Origin of the sequence: Paenibacillus sp. NPDC058177 (assembly GCF_042883835.1) — a bacterium.
In the GTDB taxonomy this organism is placed as follows: Bacteria; Bacillota; Bacilli; order Paenibacillales; family Paenibacillaceae; genus Paenibacillus_AQ; species Paenibacillus_AQ agri.
This window is the reverse complement of the sequence record NZ_JBHVVB010000001.1, coordinates 1,579,650-1,595,482: the sequence shown is the minus strand read 5'-3', so window position 1 is coordinate 1,595,482 and position 15,833 is coordinate 1,579,650. Positions and strand designations below refer to the sequence as shown.

The window sequence follows — 15,833 nt, the reverse complement described above, 5'->3', positions numbered from 1 at the left end:
GATTTGTTTACTGCTGTCTGCTTTGAGGTTGCCTTCTCATGAATTTACCGTCTTCCTTCTCGAATCCGTACTGACTATACAGTCCATGAGCGTCTCGTGTAGCAAGGATACCAGACATCCATTCAAGATCAGGTGCATTCGTGATGACTTCGATCAGTTTCTTCGAGATGCCTTGCCCGCGGTAATCTTCCAGCACGAACACATCACACAAATAATAGGTTGTAGCCCCATCCGTGATCAGTCTTGCGAAAGCAATCATTTGATCCCCATCATACACACCATAGCAGACAGAGTTTTGAATCGATTTCTTGATCTTCTCAGGAGAGCGTTTATTGGCCCAGTAGCTGGTAGCCAAAAAATCGATTACTGTGGGGACGTGAACACGCTCTTGATCATCACTAATTACATATTCTTTGAATGGATACTCCATAAGACACCTCCGGCACACTATCTGCAGTTCTTATTTGTATTATTGAGGTATCTGGTATAAAAATCAATAACGGATGGAGGAAGTATATTCTCTTTTTCCTTTACGATGAGAATGGTTATCAATATAATGATAGGACAGAGTCGTCATAGTGTTGGGAGGATTGAAAAGGGCGATGAAGCTATACGATCACATTGCGTTATGGAATCATGCTTCCCTAAAAGTGCTGGATATCCGCCATGGCCTGCTGGAGACAGGCATGGAGATGCAGAGCTACCGTCTGCCGGTCAGTGCTTTTTTGTATGTTCAACGTGGGAATGCAAGCGTACGGATGGACGATGTGCTGCACACTATGAGCCGTAACCATGTACTGCATGGTGGTCGCGGTGCGCGTCTGAATATTTTAGCAGAGGAAGCCTTTGAATATTATCTGGTCTTGTACAAGGCTGTTCTGATGCTGCCTGCATCTAAGAAATTAATGCTGCAATTGGAGAGAGATAATCCGTTTCTTTATCAATATAGCTTCGTTCCGCTGTATCCACTTCCTCTGCGGCGGAAGCTGGAGGAGATGATGGCGAATTGGATGGGGCAGGATCCGCTGAATTCTTTTCATGCACGGTCGTTGTTGTATCAATTTGTTCATGAGCTGTTAAGTCAGATCAACACCCAAGGGATTCACCCTGTTCATCCAGATCTGCTGGCACAGGTTGTTCGTTACATTCAGGATCACTACATGGAGCCTATAACACTGGACATTTTGGCCGAAGAGTTTGACTGCAGTGTTAGTTACTTAAGCAAGCTTTTTAAACAGCGAATGAACGAAAGTCCGATCCGGTTTCTGACACGTATTCGTATGGAGCGGACTGTGAATGATCTGCTTCAAACTGACCTCTCACTACAAGAGATTGCCGAACGGGTCGGATATCCAGATGCCCATACGTTAAGCCGCAGCTTTAAGAAAATCTATGGATTACCTCCAATGCAATTCAAAACGAGAGTCCAAGCAGGGTCTCCTGTACCGGAAATGCCCGTGTCTAATACGAAATCTGCCCTTGTTGCTGTTGAGTCCCGATGCTATAGTTTCAATGGCTACGAGAATGATTATCATTTAGACAAAAGAGGGGGATATCCATTGCACAAAGTCACCAAGTCAACTTCTATGGCTACAGCGGCGCTGTTGTTATGCTTCATGCTGTTCATTAGTGCTTGCTCCAGCACATCAAATACCGTAAATAACAATACCGCTGCAAATCGTGCGCAATCCACAGCGACAAGCCAGGAAACAACCAAAGAGAATTCGAGTACAGGGAATGCAGTTGCAACAACAAAAACTTATACGGATGCTAAGGGGACAGTTACGATCCCCACTGATCCGAAACGGATTGTGGACTTAACTGGAAGTGCGATTGGTAATTTACTGACGCTGGGCGTTAAGCCTGTGGCTGCGACCCAAGATTCGTTAGCTAACCCTTATCACGAAGGAAAGCTGGACGGTATCATTAATATAGGTGAAGAGCCTAATATAGAGGCAATCCTCGCATTGGAACCGGACCTTATTATTGCATTTGATTACATTGAAGAAGCGCAATATGAACAACTCGCACAAGTTGCCCCGGTGATAAGACTTAAATATGGAGCGGGAACCCCGTCAGAACTCTTGATGGAGTTCGGGAAAATCACGGGCAAGGAAGATCTAGCGCAGGAATGGGCAGAGAAATGGAAAGCCAAAATTGCTGAGGTGAAGCCGAAGATTACGGAAGTTGTTGGAGACAAAACGGTATCGATCCTCCAGCCGTTCGCCAAAGGCATCTACGCTTGGGGAAATAAGGGCGGCCGAGGCGGCGAGATTCTATATGATGACCTTGGTCTAAAAGCTCCGGAAGTGATCCAGAAAGCGCTCATCGACGGTCCTGAATTCGGAACGGATTTATCACTTGAATTACTGCCCCAGTATGCTGGCGACTACATTTTTACAAGCAATTGGGGGTGGGACGACGGTAATGCGAATGTTGTGTACGACAGCAAACTGTGGAAATCACTCCCTGCGGTGAAGAATAGCCAGGTATATTTTATTAGTGAAAAGGGTTCCTATTACAACGATCCGATCTCATTGGAAGCGCAGCTGGATTTGATTGTTACGAGCTTTTTGGGCAAATAAGGGAGGGGCGGTATCCATTCCGTTCTCTAATCGAATAGGATAGACAAACAGGGCTACCTTGTACAGGTAGCCTTTTTCTATATGAGCCCCTTCTCCCTAAGGAGCAAACCAAACATTCTGAATAATATACCTAACCACAAAGAAAGCTATGATGATCGAAAAGGCTGTTCCGAGCAGGACCGAAACAATAGCTTTATCAGAGCGTGTAGATTTACTCATATCATCACCTCATGGATTTTCCTAAATTATACAATAAAGAATGGGATTTGTTCATCGGTAAAAGTAAATAAAACGGAAGTAACCTAAAGAAGTGAAGAAAATGCTTGACCCTCCAGTTAAATGGAGGGTTATTATTTTCTCTATACCATTGTAAATACATCGGAATAGGATTTATTTACTTAAGAGAGCTATTGGAGAGGAATGATTCTATATGAAATCAAGTTTATTCACCATACTGGGTATTACCGCTTTGTCGGCCACGCTCTTGTCTGGATGTGCGAGTAGTGGAAAAGAGCAAGCACAAGGTACCAAGCTGGAACCTACCAGCGTTATTCTGGACTGGACGCCCAATACGAATCATACAGGTTTATATGTTGCTTTAGAGAAGGGCTATTACAAGGATGAAGGATTAGACGTACAAATTGTGCAGCCGTCAGAAGGAACGGCTTCGACTTTGATCGCTGCTGGAAAAGGTGACTTTGGCGTCAGCTACCAGGAGGATGTAACTTATGCGCTAACCGGCAAGGAACCGCTGCCGATCAAGGCAGTCGCTACGATCATCCAGCATAATACCTCAGGGTTTGCAGCACCGAAGAGCAAGAACATTCAAGGTGTGAAGGATTTTGAGGGAAAAGTATATGGCGGCTGGGGTTCCCCGTCGGAGGAAGCGATTCTTCAAGCGGTTATGGAGAAGAATGGAGCCGACTTCAACAAGCTGAAGCTTGTGGATATCGGTAATGATGATTTCTTCGCGGCTACCCAGAAAAACGTTGATTTTGCCTGGATTTTTGAAGGCTGGACCGGCGTACAAGCCAAACTCAAAGGTGTTGAACTGAATTATATTCCGGCAAGAGAACTTGATCCGGCTTTGGATTATTACACACCGATTCTGATCACTGGAACCAAAACGATCGCCGAGAATCCTGACAAGGTACGCAAGTTCTTAAAGGCAACCGAAGAGGGCTACCAATATGCCATCGATCATCCAGAGGAAAGTGCGGAGCTTTTATTGAAGCATGCACCGGAAATTGATAAAACGCTCGCTGTGGAAAGTCAGAAATTTTTGGCGACTCAATATATTGCTGACGCACCGGCATGGGGGCAGATGAAGACCGAGATATGGAGCGGTTATGCGAAATTTCTCAAGGATAAAGGGCTAATTCCAACCGATTTGAAACCGGAAGAAGCTTTTACTAACGAATTCCTCCCGAAAAAATAATGAAAAGGATGTTGACTCCATGAAACACTTAAAGGTTATGCTTGAATATTTCTACCCTTGGACTAATTCAGCCGGGTTCTATTATGCGCGTGAGCAGGGTTGGTATAAGGATGCCGGACTCGATGTGGAGTTTACGGTGTACGATCCGCAGCGGGGCGACACCTTAGCCTATCTGGCGAGAGGAGAAGCGGATTTTGGTATTTTCCCTAGTAATCGGCTATTGGTACAAAGGGAGACACAGCCGGTGGTTGTGGGCGTAGCAGCCATTAACCATAGGGGAATGGAAACTGTACAGACGGTGCGAAGTACCGGAATTCGTCGCCCGGCAGATCTCAGTGGTAAGCGGGTGGCCTTGAATCCTACTCCACGGGGAATGGCTATGATTCGGCAGCTGGTTAGCGCGGATGGTGGGGACCCGGATGACATTATCGTTGTAGATAGTGGTTCAAGAGAGTTAACCCCGGATGATATTGCCGCCGGTGAGGCAGATGCAACCTTCGGAAGCTATTGGGCCTGGGAGATCCTTATGGACACCACAGTTCCGGAAGAAGAGCGAATCGTATGGCCTGTGGATGAGATCGGTGCGCCGCCTTATCACAGTTATCTACTAGGGACACAGGTGGAAAAGACTATTCAAGATCCTGAGACTGTCCGCGCTTTTTTGGCGGCTACGGAGAGAGGTTACCAGGCCTTGGTTGCTGATCCGCTGCTGGCCGCGCCAATCTATGAACGGATTATTCCATTTTTCCCTGCCCGCCTTGTGGAGCGTTCATTGCCGCTGATTGCTGGCACCTGGCTGCATAACGGAATTTGGGGCGTACAACGTACGGAATTGATCGAACCTTATTCCGAGTGGCTTGCTGATCATGGCATTTTGCAGGATCGGAATGGCTGGAAGACGGCTTACAGCAATGATTTTCTCCCTAAGGAGAATGAACGATGAACCGGGAAGGCAACGGTCCGGATCTACTGTCACATGGCATGGGAACAACCCTTGTCCGGCCGGATTGGGCACCGATTACCCTTGAGGAAGTCAATCAATTGTTAAGCTACTATCCAGAGTTAGAGGAAGCTTCGGAGCTGACTTGGCACAGCCCAAGGCCATTCTCCAGTGCGACGATTGTGATCACCGCTACGGAGCGCCTGTTTGTTAAAAGGCATCATCATACGGTACGTGATGTAGCGGGGCTTCTGGAGGAGCATCGTTTTATCCGCCACTTGCGAACCCAGGGAATTCCGGTGAGTAATATCGTCGCAGGGAGTGATGATCTAACAGCCTTTGCGCTCCAAGAATGGACGTATGAGGTGCATCGCTTGGCAAAAGGGGACGATTTGTACCGCGACGCAGTCTCGTGGAGTCCTTTTCTGACAGAGGATCACGCCTATGCGGCAGGTGAAGCGCTGGCCCTACTACATGATGCGGCGGAGGGCTTTGAAGCCCCGGCAAGACCAGTACGTGCCCTGGTATCAAGCTTCTCGATCTTTGCTTCAGCTGACCCACGCAAGGAAATGGCAGCTTATATTGCACCACGCGAAGCCTTGGGCAAGTATCTGGATAGCCGATCCTGGGAGCAGGATTTGGAAACGGTCTTCATGCCTTTTTACGCCAAACTTGCGCCTCTACTCGACGTGTTGAACCCGCTCTGGACACATAATGACTGGCATGCCTCCAATTTACTGTGGAATGACAGTGATGAACGGTCGGGTGTCGAGTCGATTCTGGATTTCGGCCTCGCAGACCGTACGAATGCTATCTATGATCTGGCTACGGCAATTGAGCGCAATGCGATAGAATGGCTGGCTTTAGATGATCAAGAAAAGGATGATATTGTACATTACGCCCAACTTGAGGCCTTGCTGTCAGGATATGAGTCGATTCGGCCCTTGAGCAGTAAGGAGACCGCTGCACTTGTGGCCATCCTTCCCCTAGTTCATGCGGAGTTTGCACTGAGCGAGATGGATTATTTTATGGGGATTGTGAAGTCCAAGTCCAACACAGATTTGGCCTACGACAGCTTCTGGCTTGGTCATGCGAAGTGGTTTCAAGGACAGCAGGGCCAAGATTTACTGACCTATCTGGAACAGAGGGCTACTGAGTGACCGGGTGGTACTGTATATAGAAGTCTAGAAGTCTAGAAGTGTAATTAGTGGCATTTTTGTACCTTAAATTCTCTGCAAAGAGGAGTTAGTGGAGATTAAGTGCAAAATTGTACCTTAAATCTTCCAGAATATCCGTACAGCGTGCTTTTTCGAAAATTAAGATACAAAAATGCTCTTATTTCCTTCATTTACCTATATTAAAGAAATATAAGGTACAAAAATGCTGTTAGTTGAGAAGGAGGCCCTTTTTCTCACTTCAAGACGACTGGTGAAGGGGAATATACCGCTTCTAGTGACATCGCTTCGCTAGTTTGAACAGCCTTGAATTATAGGTCTTGCTGTCGATAGTCTATATTCCAGTGAAAGCATTCCTATGGAAAGCCTTCAGGCGAGCGCTTTGCGGCTACAAAGCTCAAACGTCCCGTTCGCTCATCTTCGCTTTTTGTTAATTTCTTTTGTCGGCTTATATAGTTAAAGTTTAACATTGACAGAATGTTATGTGGTTGTTAATTTATAATATACACATAGGAATTATATGAATTTAAAAAATAGCGATAAAGGACCATATTGCCCATGATCCCGGGATATGGTCTCTTTACTAATCGCGGGAGATAACTACCATGGACAAACTTAAAAAGATAGACGAACGGATCTATCCGATTGCTACTCTGCTCATTGCCATTATTGTGTGGCAGCTAATCGTGACATTAAATCACGTACCACTTTATATTCTACCCTCGCCTCTGGCTACGGTCAGTGCCTTGATCAGCGACTTTGGCACCATTGCGGGTCATGTCGGAACAACGCTGTATGAATCTGTGCTCGGATTTGCATTATCGATCGCATTAGCTTTCGTTCTCGGGATATTGATGGACAGTTTTGTCGTTATCAAGAAATCGCTGTATCCCATCCTGATCGTCTCACAAACCATTCCGACCATTGCGCTAACACCGTTGTTAATCGTCTGGTTCGGTTTTGGCATACTGCCGAAAATCCTCATTATTGTGATGGTCTGCTTTTTCCCCATTTGTATTAGTCTGGTGGACGGGTTTGAGAAGGTGGACAAAGATTATTTGAACCTTTTCCATTCCTACAAGGCATCCAAACTGCAAACCTTCATCCATTTGAAGCTGCCGTATGCAATGGTGAATTTTTTCTCCGGACTCAAAATTGCAGCGACGTATATGATTATGGCGGCGATTATCGGGGAATGGCAAGGCGGGACGAAGGGGATCGGGGTGTATATGGTTCGCACCAAGAATGCTTATGCGCTTGATAAAGTGTTTGCCTCGATTCTGGTTATCGTGATCATCAGTGTGGGCTTTATTTACCTTATCAATTATATATCTAAAAAAACGACGCATTGGAAATAGTGGAGGTTACGATGCAAAATAAAGCACTATTGGAGAAGACTGTCCCTAATTCCGGCGAGAACAATACCTTAATTACACTTGATGGTATCAGCAAATCATATGGTTCTGCGGAGATATTGAAAGATGTCTCTCTGCATATCCGCAAGGGTGAATTCGTATCCATCCTGGGACCGAGCGGTTCCGGAAAAAGCACCTTGTTTAACATCATTACCGGCCTATTGCCGGCAGATAGAGGAACGCTGGACGTTCATGGAGAGATCGGCTATATGCAGCAGAAGGACCTGCTTTTGCCGTGGAAGACGGTTCTGGACAATATTGTTTTGCCGCTGGATCTGAAAGGCTCTAATAAGGAAGCTTCACGTTCAAAGGCGGTATCCTTAATGGACCGGATCGGGTTAAAAGGCTATGAGCATCGCTATCCGAGTGAGCTGTCCGGGGGAATGAAGCAGCGCGCGAGCTTTCTTCGCACTTTTCTGGCCTCTGGAGAGATTATGCTGCTAGACGAGCCCTTTGGTGCTCTGGATTCCATTACAAAAGGCAGTATGCAGGCATGGCTGCTGGAAGTTCAGGAAGCTTTTAACGTTACCATCCTGTTCATTACCCATGACATTGAAGAAGCGATCTTTCTGTCGGACAGGATCTATGTGCTGTCTTCAAGACCAGGAGTAGTGAAAGAAGAACTCACTGTTAGCTTTGACCAGAAGAATAAGAGAGATCGGCTCATTAATCCTGAATTATTAGTATTGAAGGAAACCATTAAAGGTCTTTTGTAATAGTAAGCTCTGAAAAGGGGGAGACGAATTGGAATGGTACACCATTGGAGAAGTGGCAAAGACATGCAATGTTCCGATTCGGACACTTCGTTATTATGACGATATCGGCTTGCTGACACCTGACCGCATCGCTCCTGAAAGTAACTATCGGTATTATTCTGTGGAAAGTATACGGAAGATCCCGCTGATTAAATATTACAAGCAACTGGGCTTTAAGCTCGATGATATTCGTCAGATGCTGGAGCGCTCCAACTTTGAAGTGCTGGAAGACTATATGACTAAAGAACTGCTGATCGTTGAGCAGCAAATGGCGGAGCTGCAGAAGAAACATTTTGCGATTAAGGAATGGCAGCGGCTGCTGAAGCAAGGGGAGACGCTGCTGGCGACACCGCGGAAGGATAAGGATATCGAGATTGCTCCTTTTCCACAATATCGTACGTTGAAGTTCCATTATGAGATTTCAGACCCTCAAGCCGCCAATATTGAAGTGCTTTATAGCAACGTGCTCGTCGGGCTCTGCAACCAGCATAATGTATTCGCGTATGGGCCTTTTATGCTGTTCTTCGAAGATTTTGATCAGCGTATCAATCATACCTTCACATCCGTAGATTGCTACACAGCGGTGATTGAGGATGAAGCCAATGCGGCGTTGACGACAGGGGTGGGAGGATTTCAGGCCATAAGTGTAGTTCACAAAGGAGATTACAGCACCCTCTCTGATACGTACCGGAAAGTGCAGCATTGGGCACAAGAGCAGGACATTCCGCTTCAAGGGGCTTCCTACGAAAGATACATCATTGATCCATGGAGTACCGCGGTCAGCGATAACTATGTAACTGAACTGATTTTGCCTATTGGAGGAACTGATTATGTCTAATTTAATTCATTCATCTGAGGCTGTATTGCGGCTGAATGATCCTAACACGGTATTTGCGGACGTTCGTTTTGTATTGGGTGAGCCATCAGCCGGTTATGAAGCCTATTTGCAGGGGCATATTCCCTGTGCTGTATTCTTTGATCTGAATACTGATCTTTCGGGTCCAAAAGAGATTCATGGAGGCGGCCACCCGCTCCCCGATTCTGCTGTGTTTGCGGAGAAGCTGGGACAAGCCGGGATTGATGAGGAAAAAGAAGTGATTGTGTATGACGATCAGGGAGGCAGTATTGCGTCACGGCTGTGGTGGATGCTAAAGCATGCCGGCCATGAGAAGGTGAAACTACTATCTGACGGTTTTTCTAGCTGGAGCCAAGCAGGTTATCCGGTAACGAATGAGCCGTCACGGCCTGTGCATACCAAGTTTTCATCCCGGATTAACGACAGTCTACAGGTGACGATCACGGAGGTTAAGGCCGGTATCGGTCAGGAACAAAGAGTATTAATTGATTCACGGATACATGATCGCTATACCGGTGAGGATACATCGAAATATCAGAAGGCAGGTCATATCCCTGGTGCCATTAATCATTACTGGGAAGAAGGTTCTCCGAGCGGGGTGTTCCTTGATGGCATACAGCAGCGTGAACGCTTTAAGGCCATCCCGTCCGACCGGGAAATTATCGTGTACTGTGGCGCAGGGGTAACGGCTTGCCCCAACGTGCTGGCATTAACCGAAGCAGGATACACAGATGTGAAGCTGTATGTGGGAAGCTGGAGCGATTGGGTTAGTTATGACGAGAACCCGGTTGCGACTGGGGAAGAGTAAGCATCGAGGGCATATAATAGTATTTTATCGTTGAATACATCGCCAAGCGGTTTGTATATCTTGGTGGTGTATTTTTAATGTCAACACGGAGATAAAATGAAGCAACAAATGAAGTAGGCGCAAACGGGTTTATACGACGAAAAACCGGACTCTTCTTTTCGTAAATAGGTCCGGTTTTTTGCTACAATGTACCAAATAGTAAAAATTGAAGATGTTAGAAAACGATTAGAAGGAGATGAATATGAATAAAAAAATTGGCGAGTTTATTATTTGGGCTACTGAAAACCGTTGGGATATAACCGAAAAATCCGGGTCTCAATTAAATTTGGATAGTAGCATTACATCAAGATTCAAAGAAATCCCAAATGAATATTTAGATTTTTTAAGTATGGTTGAAAAATGTATTACACCAAATGAGAAGACCTGGTTTATTTGTGAGGATGAGTTCAATAATAGCTCAGCTATTGCATTTAAATGGAATGAATATGAATCGCTTAGTTTAGAAGCAGCAATGGATGATTACATTTGGAAATCCGAAATAACGTCCTGGTGGGATAATTACTTGCCAATCGTGATGTCAGTTGATGGTGGATATTCCTTCTATGCGATTGATTTAACGAATGATAAAGGGGTTATTGTGCGTGGATGTGAGCCCGAATTTGAAGAAGTTGAAAAAGTAGCCAATACGCTTGAACAATTTTTTGATTTAATAATGTCAAATTCAGTAGAGTTCAGTGTAACATAAATAGTAAATAACAAAAATACGACCGGAGCGCAGTACACTAAATCGGTCGTATTTTTGTTACAATCATTCAGTTAATGGGCATCATAGTTGAGCTGAGAGAATACTTAAATAAGCGATAGGCATACAAAACAATGTTACTAGTCATTCAACGAAAACAAGGATTAGGCAACTTCCATTATCAAGTGCTGTGGTAATAATTGATATTTTATCGTTTACAACATGTGTTGAAGTTGCGAGTTTTCATATCCCTCCTGAAAATAAAAATGACCCCTCGAAAAGCGGTCTTGGTAATAGTCACAACTATGATGTATTTAAGTGATCATTATAAAAAAGAAACAACCATCCGGCGAAAGATGCCTTAAGACTTGCCTTTACAGATATCGCGGTGGATCATATCCTATGTTATATCTTTAGCACTGTACTCAGGAGTATCGAGGTCAACAGAGAGAACATCCCTAGAGCGGTCCTAAAATCGCGAAAGTCCACAAGGGTCAATGGAAGGCGACGACGTTACCGCCACGGGACAACCTAAAGTTTTGCAAAGTTAGGGTATGCCTGTACCTGCGGTTAATACCAAGACATCCGACTCCAGAAAAATATAGTGAATTAACAATAGGAATGTAGGCACTGTACCCGTTATTTTGTTGTGCTACAATATACAAAAAGTATAGCAACTGGAAATGAAAAAGGAGAGAGGATAACAGCCATGTACGAGCGTTTAGCAGATAAACTGAAGACAACCTCTGCATTGAAATGGTTTTCCGGTCATGGGGCAGAAGAGAGCTGGATAGCGGAAGTAGAAGAGGAATTAGGATTCAGCCTGCCTCCGTCCTACCGCTGGTGGCTGATCCATTACGGTAATGCGCGGTTGAATGGCGGAAATATTCTAACGGTTGGCGATCCAGAACATAGAGATTATGACGATAGTGAGCTGCTCTATATCCATAGACTGAATAAAGCTGAGGAGTGGTGGGTAAGTCGGTTTCCGGACAGACTGGACTTGTTCGTTCCAGATAGTGACGAGCTTTACTTTTTTGATTTATCTTCGCGAAACGAACAGGGTGAGTTTCCGGTTATGTGTTATGATCTAATGAATGATTTGATCGACACGTATGCCTCGACATTTGTGGAATTTCTAGAGCGGTTGATCGATGAGCATTCATAACTAAAAACCAAAAACAGGAATGGGCACCGCCTATTCCTTAGCTTTTGCCTAAGGGGTAACATGAAACAAGTTTCTTTATATTATCCACTGACGTATTTGAGGTCAACCCCATTGCGATGAGGCTAAATAGAGGGGGGATATGTGAAGCTGAATGATCTATGTAGTCGCGCGGTGCCATAATGGCTACAAAGATTTACTCAACTCATTTTGCACGGTATAGTTCTGGAACCCATGATCGTCATTTATTTGTATAGTTAATGAAACAATTCCCTGTCTTGGTGAAGGATGTTTCGGAGGAGAATATGAAACTCTTGTTGTTCATTTATTATAGAGAGTGAGTGAATTAAAATGCACTGTCTCAAGTCTTAGGGCTTGGATGGTGTGTTTTTTGTGTTAACAAAGAGATAAATTGAAGCAACAAATGAAAGTTGTTAAGGGAAGTTCAATATAAATTCAATATCTAGAGTTGAGGATTAATAACGGTGAACCGTATCGGAGATTCGAATGTAAAGTACAGTGGATTTTTTATCACAATTATTTATGATCGATTAAGCTTCTCTTGTGGTATGATTTTACAATATAGTAATTACTTCTAGAGAGAATATTATCAAATAGAACTAAATATTATTAAATAGAGGTGGAAATGATTTGTGAGAAAAGTAATTAAAAGTCTAGGAATCTTTAATATTTTTACTGCTTTAATTATAGGTATATTATGGAGTTGTGTGTTTTTTGTCCAAGGCTTATTTGGTGCTGTCTCATGGGGATTATTAAAGATGTATTTACCTTTTGCAGGCTTACTTGGTTTAATTGTTAGTATTTTAATTGTTATCATTCTATCTATAAAAAAGAAGCGGATTTTTCGTGGCGCGATATCGCTTGCGTTATGCACGGTTTTATTGTTTCCGATTCTTCTTACCTTGAATGTTATAAAATTTGCTTATCCTGCAAGTATCAATAAAACCAACCCATCTGTAACGATAGTATGGCCGATTAAAGAAAAGAGCGTTGTTGGTTGGGGAGGAGATACAGTTGAAAGCAACTTGCCTCATGTCATATGGGCATCTGAACGATGGGCATATGATATATTGATTGAACCCTATAATTCCGATAGTCCAGTGCTTGAGGATTATGGCATATGGAATGTTGAAGTGATATCCCCCGTTTCCGGCGTAGTAGTTGCGGCTTTTGATGATGAAGATGATATTATGCCTAATACAGAGGATTTTATATCAACTGAAGGGAACCATGTTTATATAAAAATAGAAGAAACCGGCACATACTTACTTCTTAACCATTTGAAAAAGGATAGCGTAACGGTAAAAGTGGGTGAACATGTGAATCCTGGCGACTTGATTGGATTTGTAGGTAATAGCGGATCTACCTCTGAACCACATTTGCATATTCATCATCAGCGTCAAGATCCAACCAAAGCTTTAATGCCTATTTTTGCCGAAGGATTACCGTTATACTTTAGAGATATCGACGGAAAGCCTATGCCAGAGAAGGGTGATATTTTAGTTCCCCATACTAAGTAATGGAGCTCTTAACTATATGAATGTGGGGAAAACGATAGGAGAAAATATGAGGAAATTAGAGTGGATTAAAGTAATTTTAGTAGTATCACTAATGGGCAATGTGACTTTATTTATGAATCATAAGCGTGACAACAAAAGACAAGAATTAAAATATGAGTTATTAAATGCAAATATTTACCGAGATCTAACCCAATTAGAAGCAACTATACAGCATCAAATAGATAATAATTGGGATACCGAACCTCTTGTTACTCAAAAATTAGATGATGCGATTGATTCAGTTATCTTACATATGGGAATGGAAAAAGATGATGATAAGGAAGCTATTCTTTGGAAGTTACATGATTACTTGAAAGAGTTCAAGGTTAGTGATGAAACCCTATCGGTTAGCTTAACCGATAAGCAACGAACCAATTACATTTATTTAGGGGAGAAGCTTCGTTCAAGCGGGTGGAACTATAATGTAGGATATGATACTAAATGGGATGTTTTTGAATCAAAAGTAAAGGAGATCATAGCGGAATCATAAAACTCAAAAAATTGAAAAAATATGGATGAGTATTGAAGAACCATATCCTAAGTTATATCTTTACTAGGGTGGTTGGATTTCTTACAGTGAGAACCCGATTGCGACTGGGGTAGAGTAGAAGGCTTAAGCAGGTGTAAAGTGTTTTAATTGGGAGTACATCGCTCATGTGGCGATGTACTCTTTTGTGTTGTGCTCAGGAGTATCGAGGTCAACAGCGGGACATTCCTCAAGTGGTCTTAAAATCGCGAGAGTCGACAATGATCTAATTCACCTCTTGGTTCCCGCTCGATGATTTCACTTGCGGCCAGACGTGCAATCAGGGGCGCCAGCGTAATAGCAGAATGCATCACCGCCAGATAAAGTCCCTTTATGTGATCTTGAAAGCCCACGATCGGGTAGCCGTCTTCAGGCATTGGTCTCATCCCGACCTTTATGCTCTCCAGTTCCAGTTGATTCCCGTCCTTCAGACTGCGACGCAACGTGTCGAACGCCCGCTTACCGACCGCCTCTGGTCCGTTTTCCTCCGACTCGTCGATATAATCTTCCGCAGCCAGTAGCGTATGATCTGTCAGTTGACGCGCTTCAAATTGCGCATTTGAGATTAATGTGCGTATCAGTTTATTCGGTGTTTTCATTTGAATCAGAATGGAAGGCGAAGAGGTTACCGGGACGGGACAACCTAACGGGTTGCAAAGCTCGGGTATGCTTGTACCTGCGGCCAATACCAAGACATCCGATTCCAGAAAACCCTTGGATGTGTGGACGCCAACCAGGCGGGAATCTTCTTGCTGCAGCTGTGTAACGTTGGTATCGAACTGAACCTTTGCTCCGTACTCCCGCGCTTTGCTCAATAACAGCTCCGTAACCCCAATAGGATCCACCGCACCTTCTTCGCTGACAAACATCGCTTCATCCGGATATTCCTGCAGATTCGGCTCCAATGCCTCAAGCTGCTCCCGGTTTAATTTTTGAAAGTGGGGTTGCTCCCTTAGGGGCGGAGTGCCCCAAGTCAGCGCTCCATGCCAATGAATTTTCAGTTCGGGCAGCTCTTGCTGAAGCGCATGATATTCTTCCAAAGCTGCATCGTACAAATGCCAGTATTCGGGAGCCACCTTATGAGTCGTATGTATCCAGGCAAAAGATTTTTCCGTGACTTCACGCGCCGCGGCGGGGTGTCGTTCAATAACGGTTACATCTTGATTTCGTTTAGCTAGATGATAGGCCACGGATGCCCCGACAATCCCTGCGCCCATAATCACGATTTTTTGTTTATCCAATAATGACTCCTCCTTTGCACCCCATTGTAACATAGGCCTTTGAGGAGGGGAGTTAAGCAAGACAGGATTCTTTAGCTTTAATTATTTTCTACGCATGGAGTGAATCTTGATTATGGTATAATTTCCTAATTATTATGTAGAGATTTCTATTGGAGGTAGACATATGTTAGAGATTGCTTTAGACGATATCAAGATTACAACAGATGGCAAAGACACAGATTATGACCAAGTATGTAACAACCTCTATGAATATAATGTTCGTGCGACCAATGGGCTGCTCAAAAATCCGGGTAAGGATATTAATTTATATCTCAAAGATGACTCAGGCGATGTCGTCGGTGGGTTGTTTTGCGAAACCTGGTTATGTGGTCTGTATTTAGATGTTTTTTGGATTGCCGATGAATACCGGAGCAAAGGTTATGGAAAGATCATGGTCACTGAAGCTGAGCGGCTAGGAAAAGAGTTGGGCTGCATATTCGCGCATACTTGCACATTTACTTATCAAGCACCGGAGTTTTATAAGCGGATGGGCTATGAAGTTTTCGCTGTGAATGATGAATACCCGGATGGAATAAAGCAATTTTTCTTAAAGAAGAAATTATAAACC

Annotated in this window: 15 protein-coding genes; 13 read left to right on the top strand and 2 right to left on the bottom strand. The window is 44.0% G+C overall.

Going from position 1 to position 15,833, the window contains the following annotated elements:
* Window positions 1-7 precede the first annotated feature (7 nt).
* Window positions 8-430 (bottom strand): GNAT family N-acetyltransferase, encoded by a 423-nt coding sequence (locus ACFVU8_RS07580; RefSeq protein ID WP_387426622.1) that lies wholly within the window; start codon window positions 428-430, stop codon window positions 8-10.
* A 172-nt stretch (window positions 431-602) separates the two neighbouring features.
* On the opposite strand from ACFVU8_RS07580, the gene ACFVU8_RS07575 reads away from it, so the two are divergent.
* The 12 genes from ACFVU8_RS07575 to ACFVU8_RS07520 all read left to right on the top strand — a co-directional run bounded on the left by ACFVU8_RS07575 (window position 603) and on the right by ACFVU8_RS07520 (window position 13,949).
* Window positions 603-2,585, top strand: a complete 1,983-nt coding sequence (locus ACFVU8_RS07575; RefSeq protein ID WP_387426621.1) for an AraC family transcriptional regulator — start codon at window positions 603-605, stop codon at window positions 2,583-2,585.
* A 430-nt stretch (window positions 2,586-3,015) separates the two neighbouring features.
* Entirely contained in the window at window positions 3,016-4,023 is a 1,008-nt protein-coding gene (locus ACFVU8_RS07570) for an ABC transporter substrate-binding protein (RefSeq protein WP_387426620.1), read from the top strand.
* 19 nt (window positions 4,024-4,042) lie between these two features.
* A complete protein-coding gene (locus ACFVU8_RS07565) occupies window positions 4,043-4,966 on the top strand; it encodes an ABC transporter substrate-binding protein (RefSeq protein ID WP_387426618.1) in 924 nt (307 codons plus the stop codon).
* Entirely contained in the window at window positions 4,963-6,123 is a 1,161-nt protein-coding gene (locus ACFVU8_RS07560; RefSeq protein WP_387426616.1) for a phosphotransferase enzyme family protein, read from the top strand. The genes ACFVU8_RS07565 and ACFVU8_RS07560 overlap by 4 nt, the downstream gene beginning before the upstream one ends.
* 620 nt (window positions 6,124-6,743) lie before the next feature.
* Window positions 6,744-7,496 carry an ABC transporter permease gene (locus ACFVU8_RS07555; RefSeq protein WP_175374683.1) on the top strand — a complete coding sequence of 251 codons (753 nt, stop codon included), beginning with the start codon at window positions 6,744-6,746 and terminating at the stop codon, window positions 7,494-7,496.
* An 11-nt stretch (window positions 7,497-7,507) separates the two neighbouring features.
* The gene (locus ACFVU8_RS07550) at window positions 7,508-8,269 is read left to right on the top strand and encodes an ABC transporter ATP-binding protein (RefSeq protein WP_387426615.1); all 762 of its coding nucleotides are present in this window, start codon (window positions 7,508-7,510) and stop codon (window positions 8,267-8,269) included.
* 28 nt (window positions 8,270-8,297) lie between these two features.
* Window positions 8,298-9,146: a MerR family transcriptional regulator gene (locus tag ACFVU8_RS07545; protein WP_379466111.1), complete on the top strand. Its 849-nt coding sequence runs from the start codon at window positions 8,298-8,300 to the stop codon at window positions 9,144-9,146.
* On the top strand, window positions 9,139-9,972 hold the full coding sequence (locus ACFVU8_RS07540; RefSeq protein ID WP_387426614.1) for a sulfurtransferase: 834 nt from the start codon (window positions 9,139-9,141) through the stop codon (window positions 9,970-9,972). Before ACFVU8_RS07545 ends, ACFVU8_RS07540 begins: the two co-directional genes overlap by 8 nt.
* A 241-nt stretch (window positions 9,973-10,213) precedes the next feature.
* Entirely contained in the window at window positions 10,214-10,717 is a 504-nt protein-coding gene (locus tag ACFVU8_RS07535; RefSeq protein ID WP_387426613.1) for an SMI1/KNR4 family protein, read from the top strand.
* Between the two features lie 706 nt (window positions 10,718-11,423).
* Window positions 11,424-11,882, top strand: coding sequence for an SMI1/KNR4 family protein (locus tag ACFVU8_RS07530; protein ID WP_387426612.1), 459 nt, complete (start codon window positions 11,424-11,426; stop codon window positions 11,880-11,882).
* 650 nt (window positions 11,883-12,532) lie between these two features.
* The gene (locus ACFVU8_RS07525; RefSeq protein ID WP_387426610.1) at window positions 12,533-13,420 is read left to right on the top strand and encodes a M23 family metallopeptidase; all 888 of its coding nucleotides are present in this window, start codon (window positions 12,533-12,535) and stop codon (window positions 13,418-13,420) included.
* A 16-nt stretch (window positions 13,421-13,436) separates the two neighbouring features.
* Entirely contained in the window at window positions 13,437-13,949 is a 513-nt protein-coding gene (locus ACFVU8_RS07520) for a hypothetical protein (protein ID WP_387426608.1), read from the top strand.
* 236 nt (window positions 13,950-14,185) lie between these two features.
* On the opposite strand, the gene ACFVU8_RS07515 is transcribed toward ACFVU8_RS07520, so the two are convergent.
* Window positions 14,186-15,226 (bottom strand): NAD(P)/FAD-dependent oxidoreductase, encoded by a 1,041-nt coding sequence (locus tag ACFVU8_RS07515; RefSeq protein ID WP_387426606.1) that lies wholly within the window; start codon window positions 15,224-15,226, stop codon window positions 14,186-14,188.
* A 163-nt stretch (window positions 15,227-15,389) separates the two neighbouring features.
* Between ACFVU8_RS07515 and ACFVU8_RS07510 the strand changes: the two genes are divergently transcribed.
* Complete coding sequence (locus ACFVU8_RS07510; protein WP_387426604.1) at window positions 15,390-15,830, top strand: GNAT family N-acetyltransferase; 441 nt, start codon at window positions 15,390-15,392, stop codon at window positions 15,828-15,830.
* Window positions 15,831-15,833 lie beyond the last annotated feature (3 nt).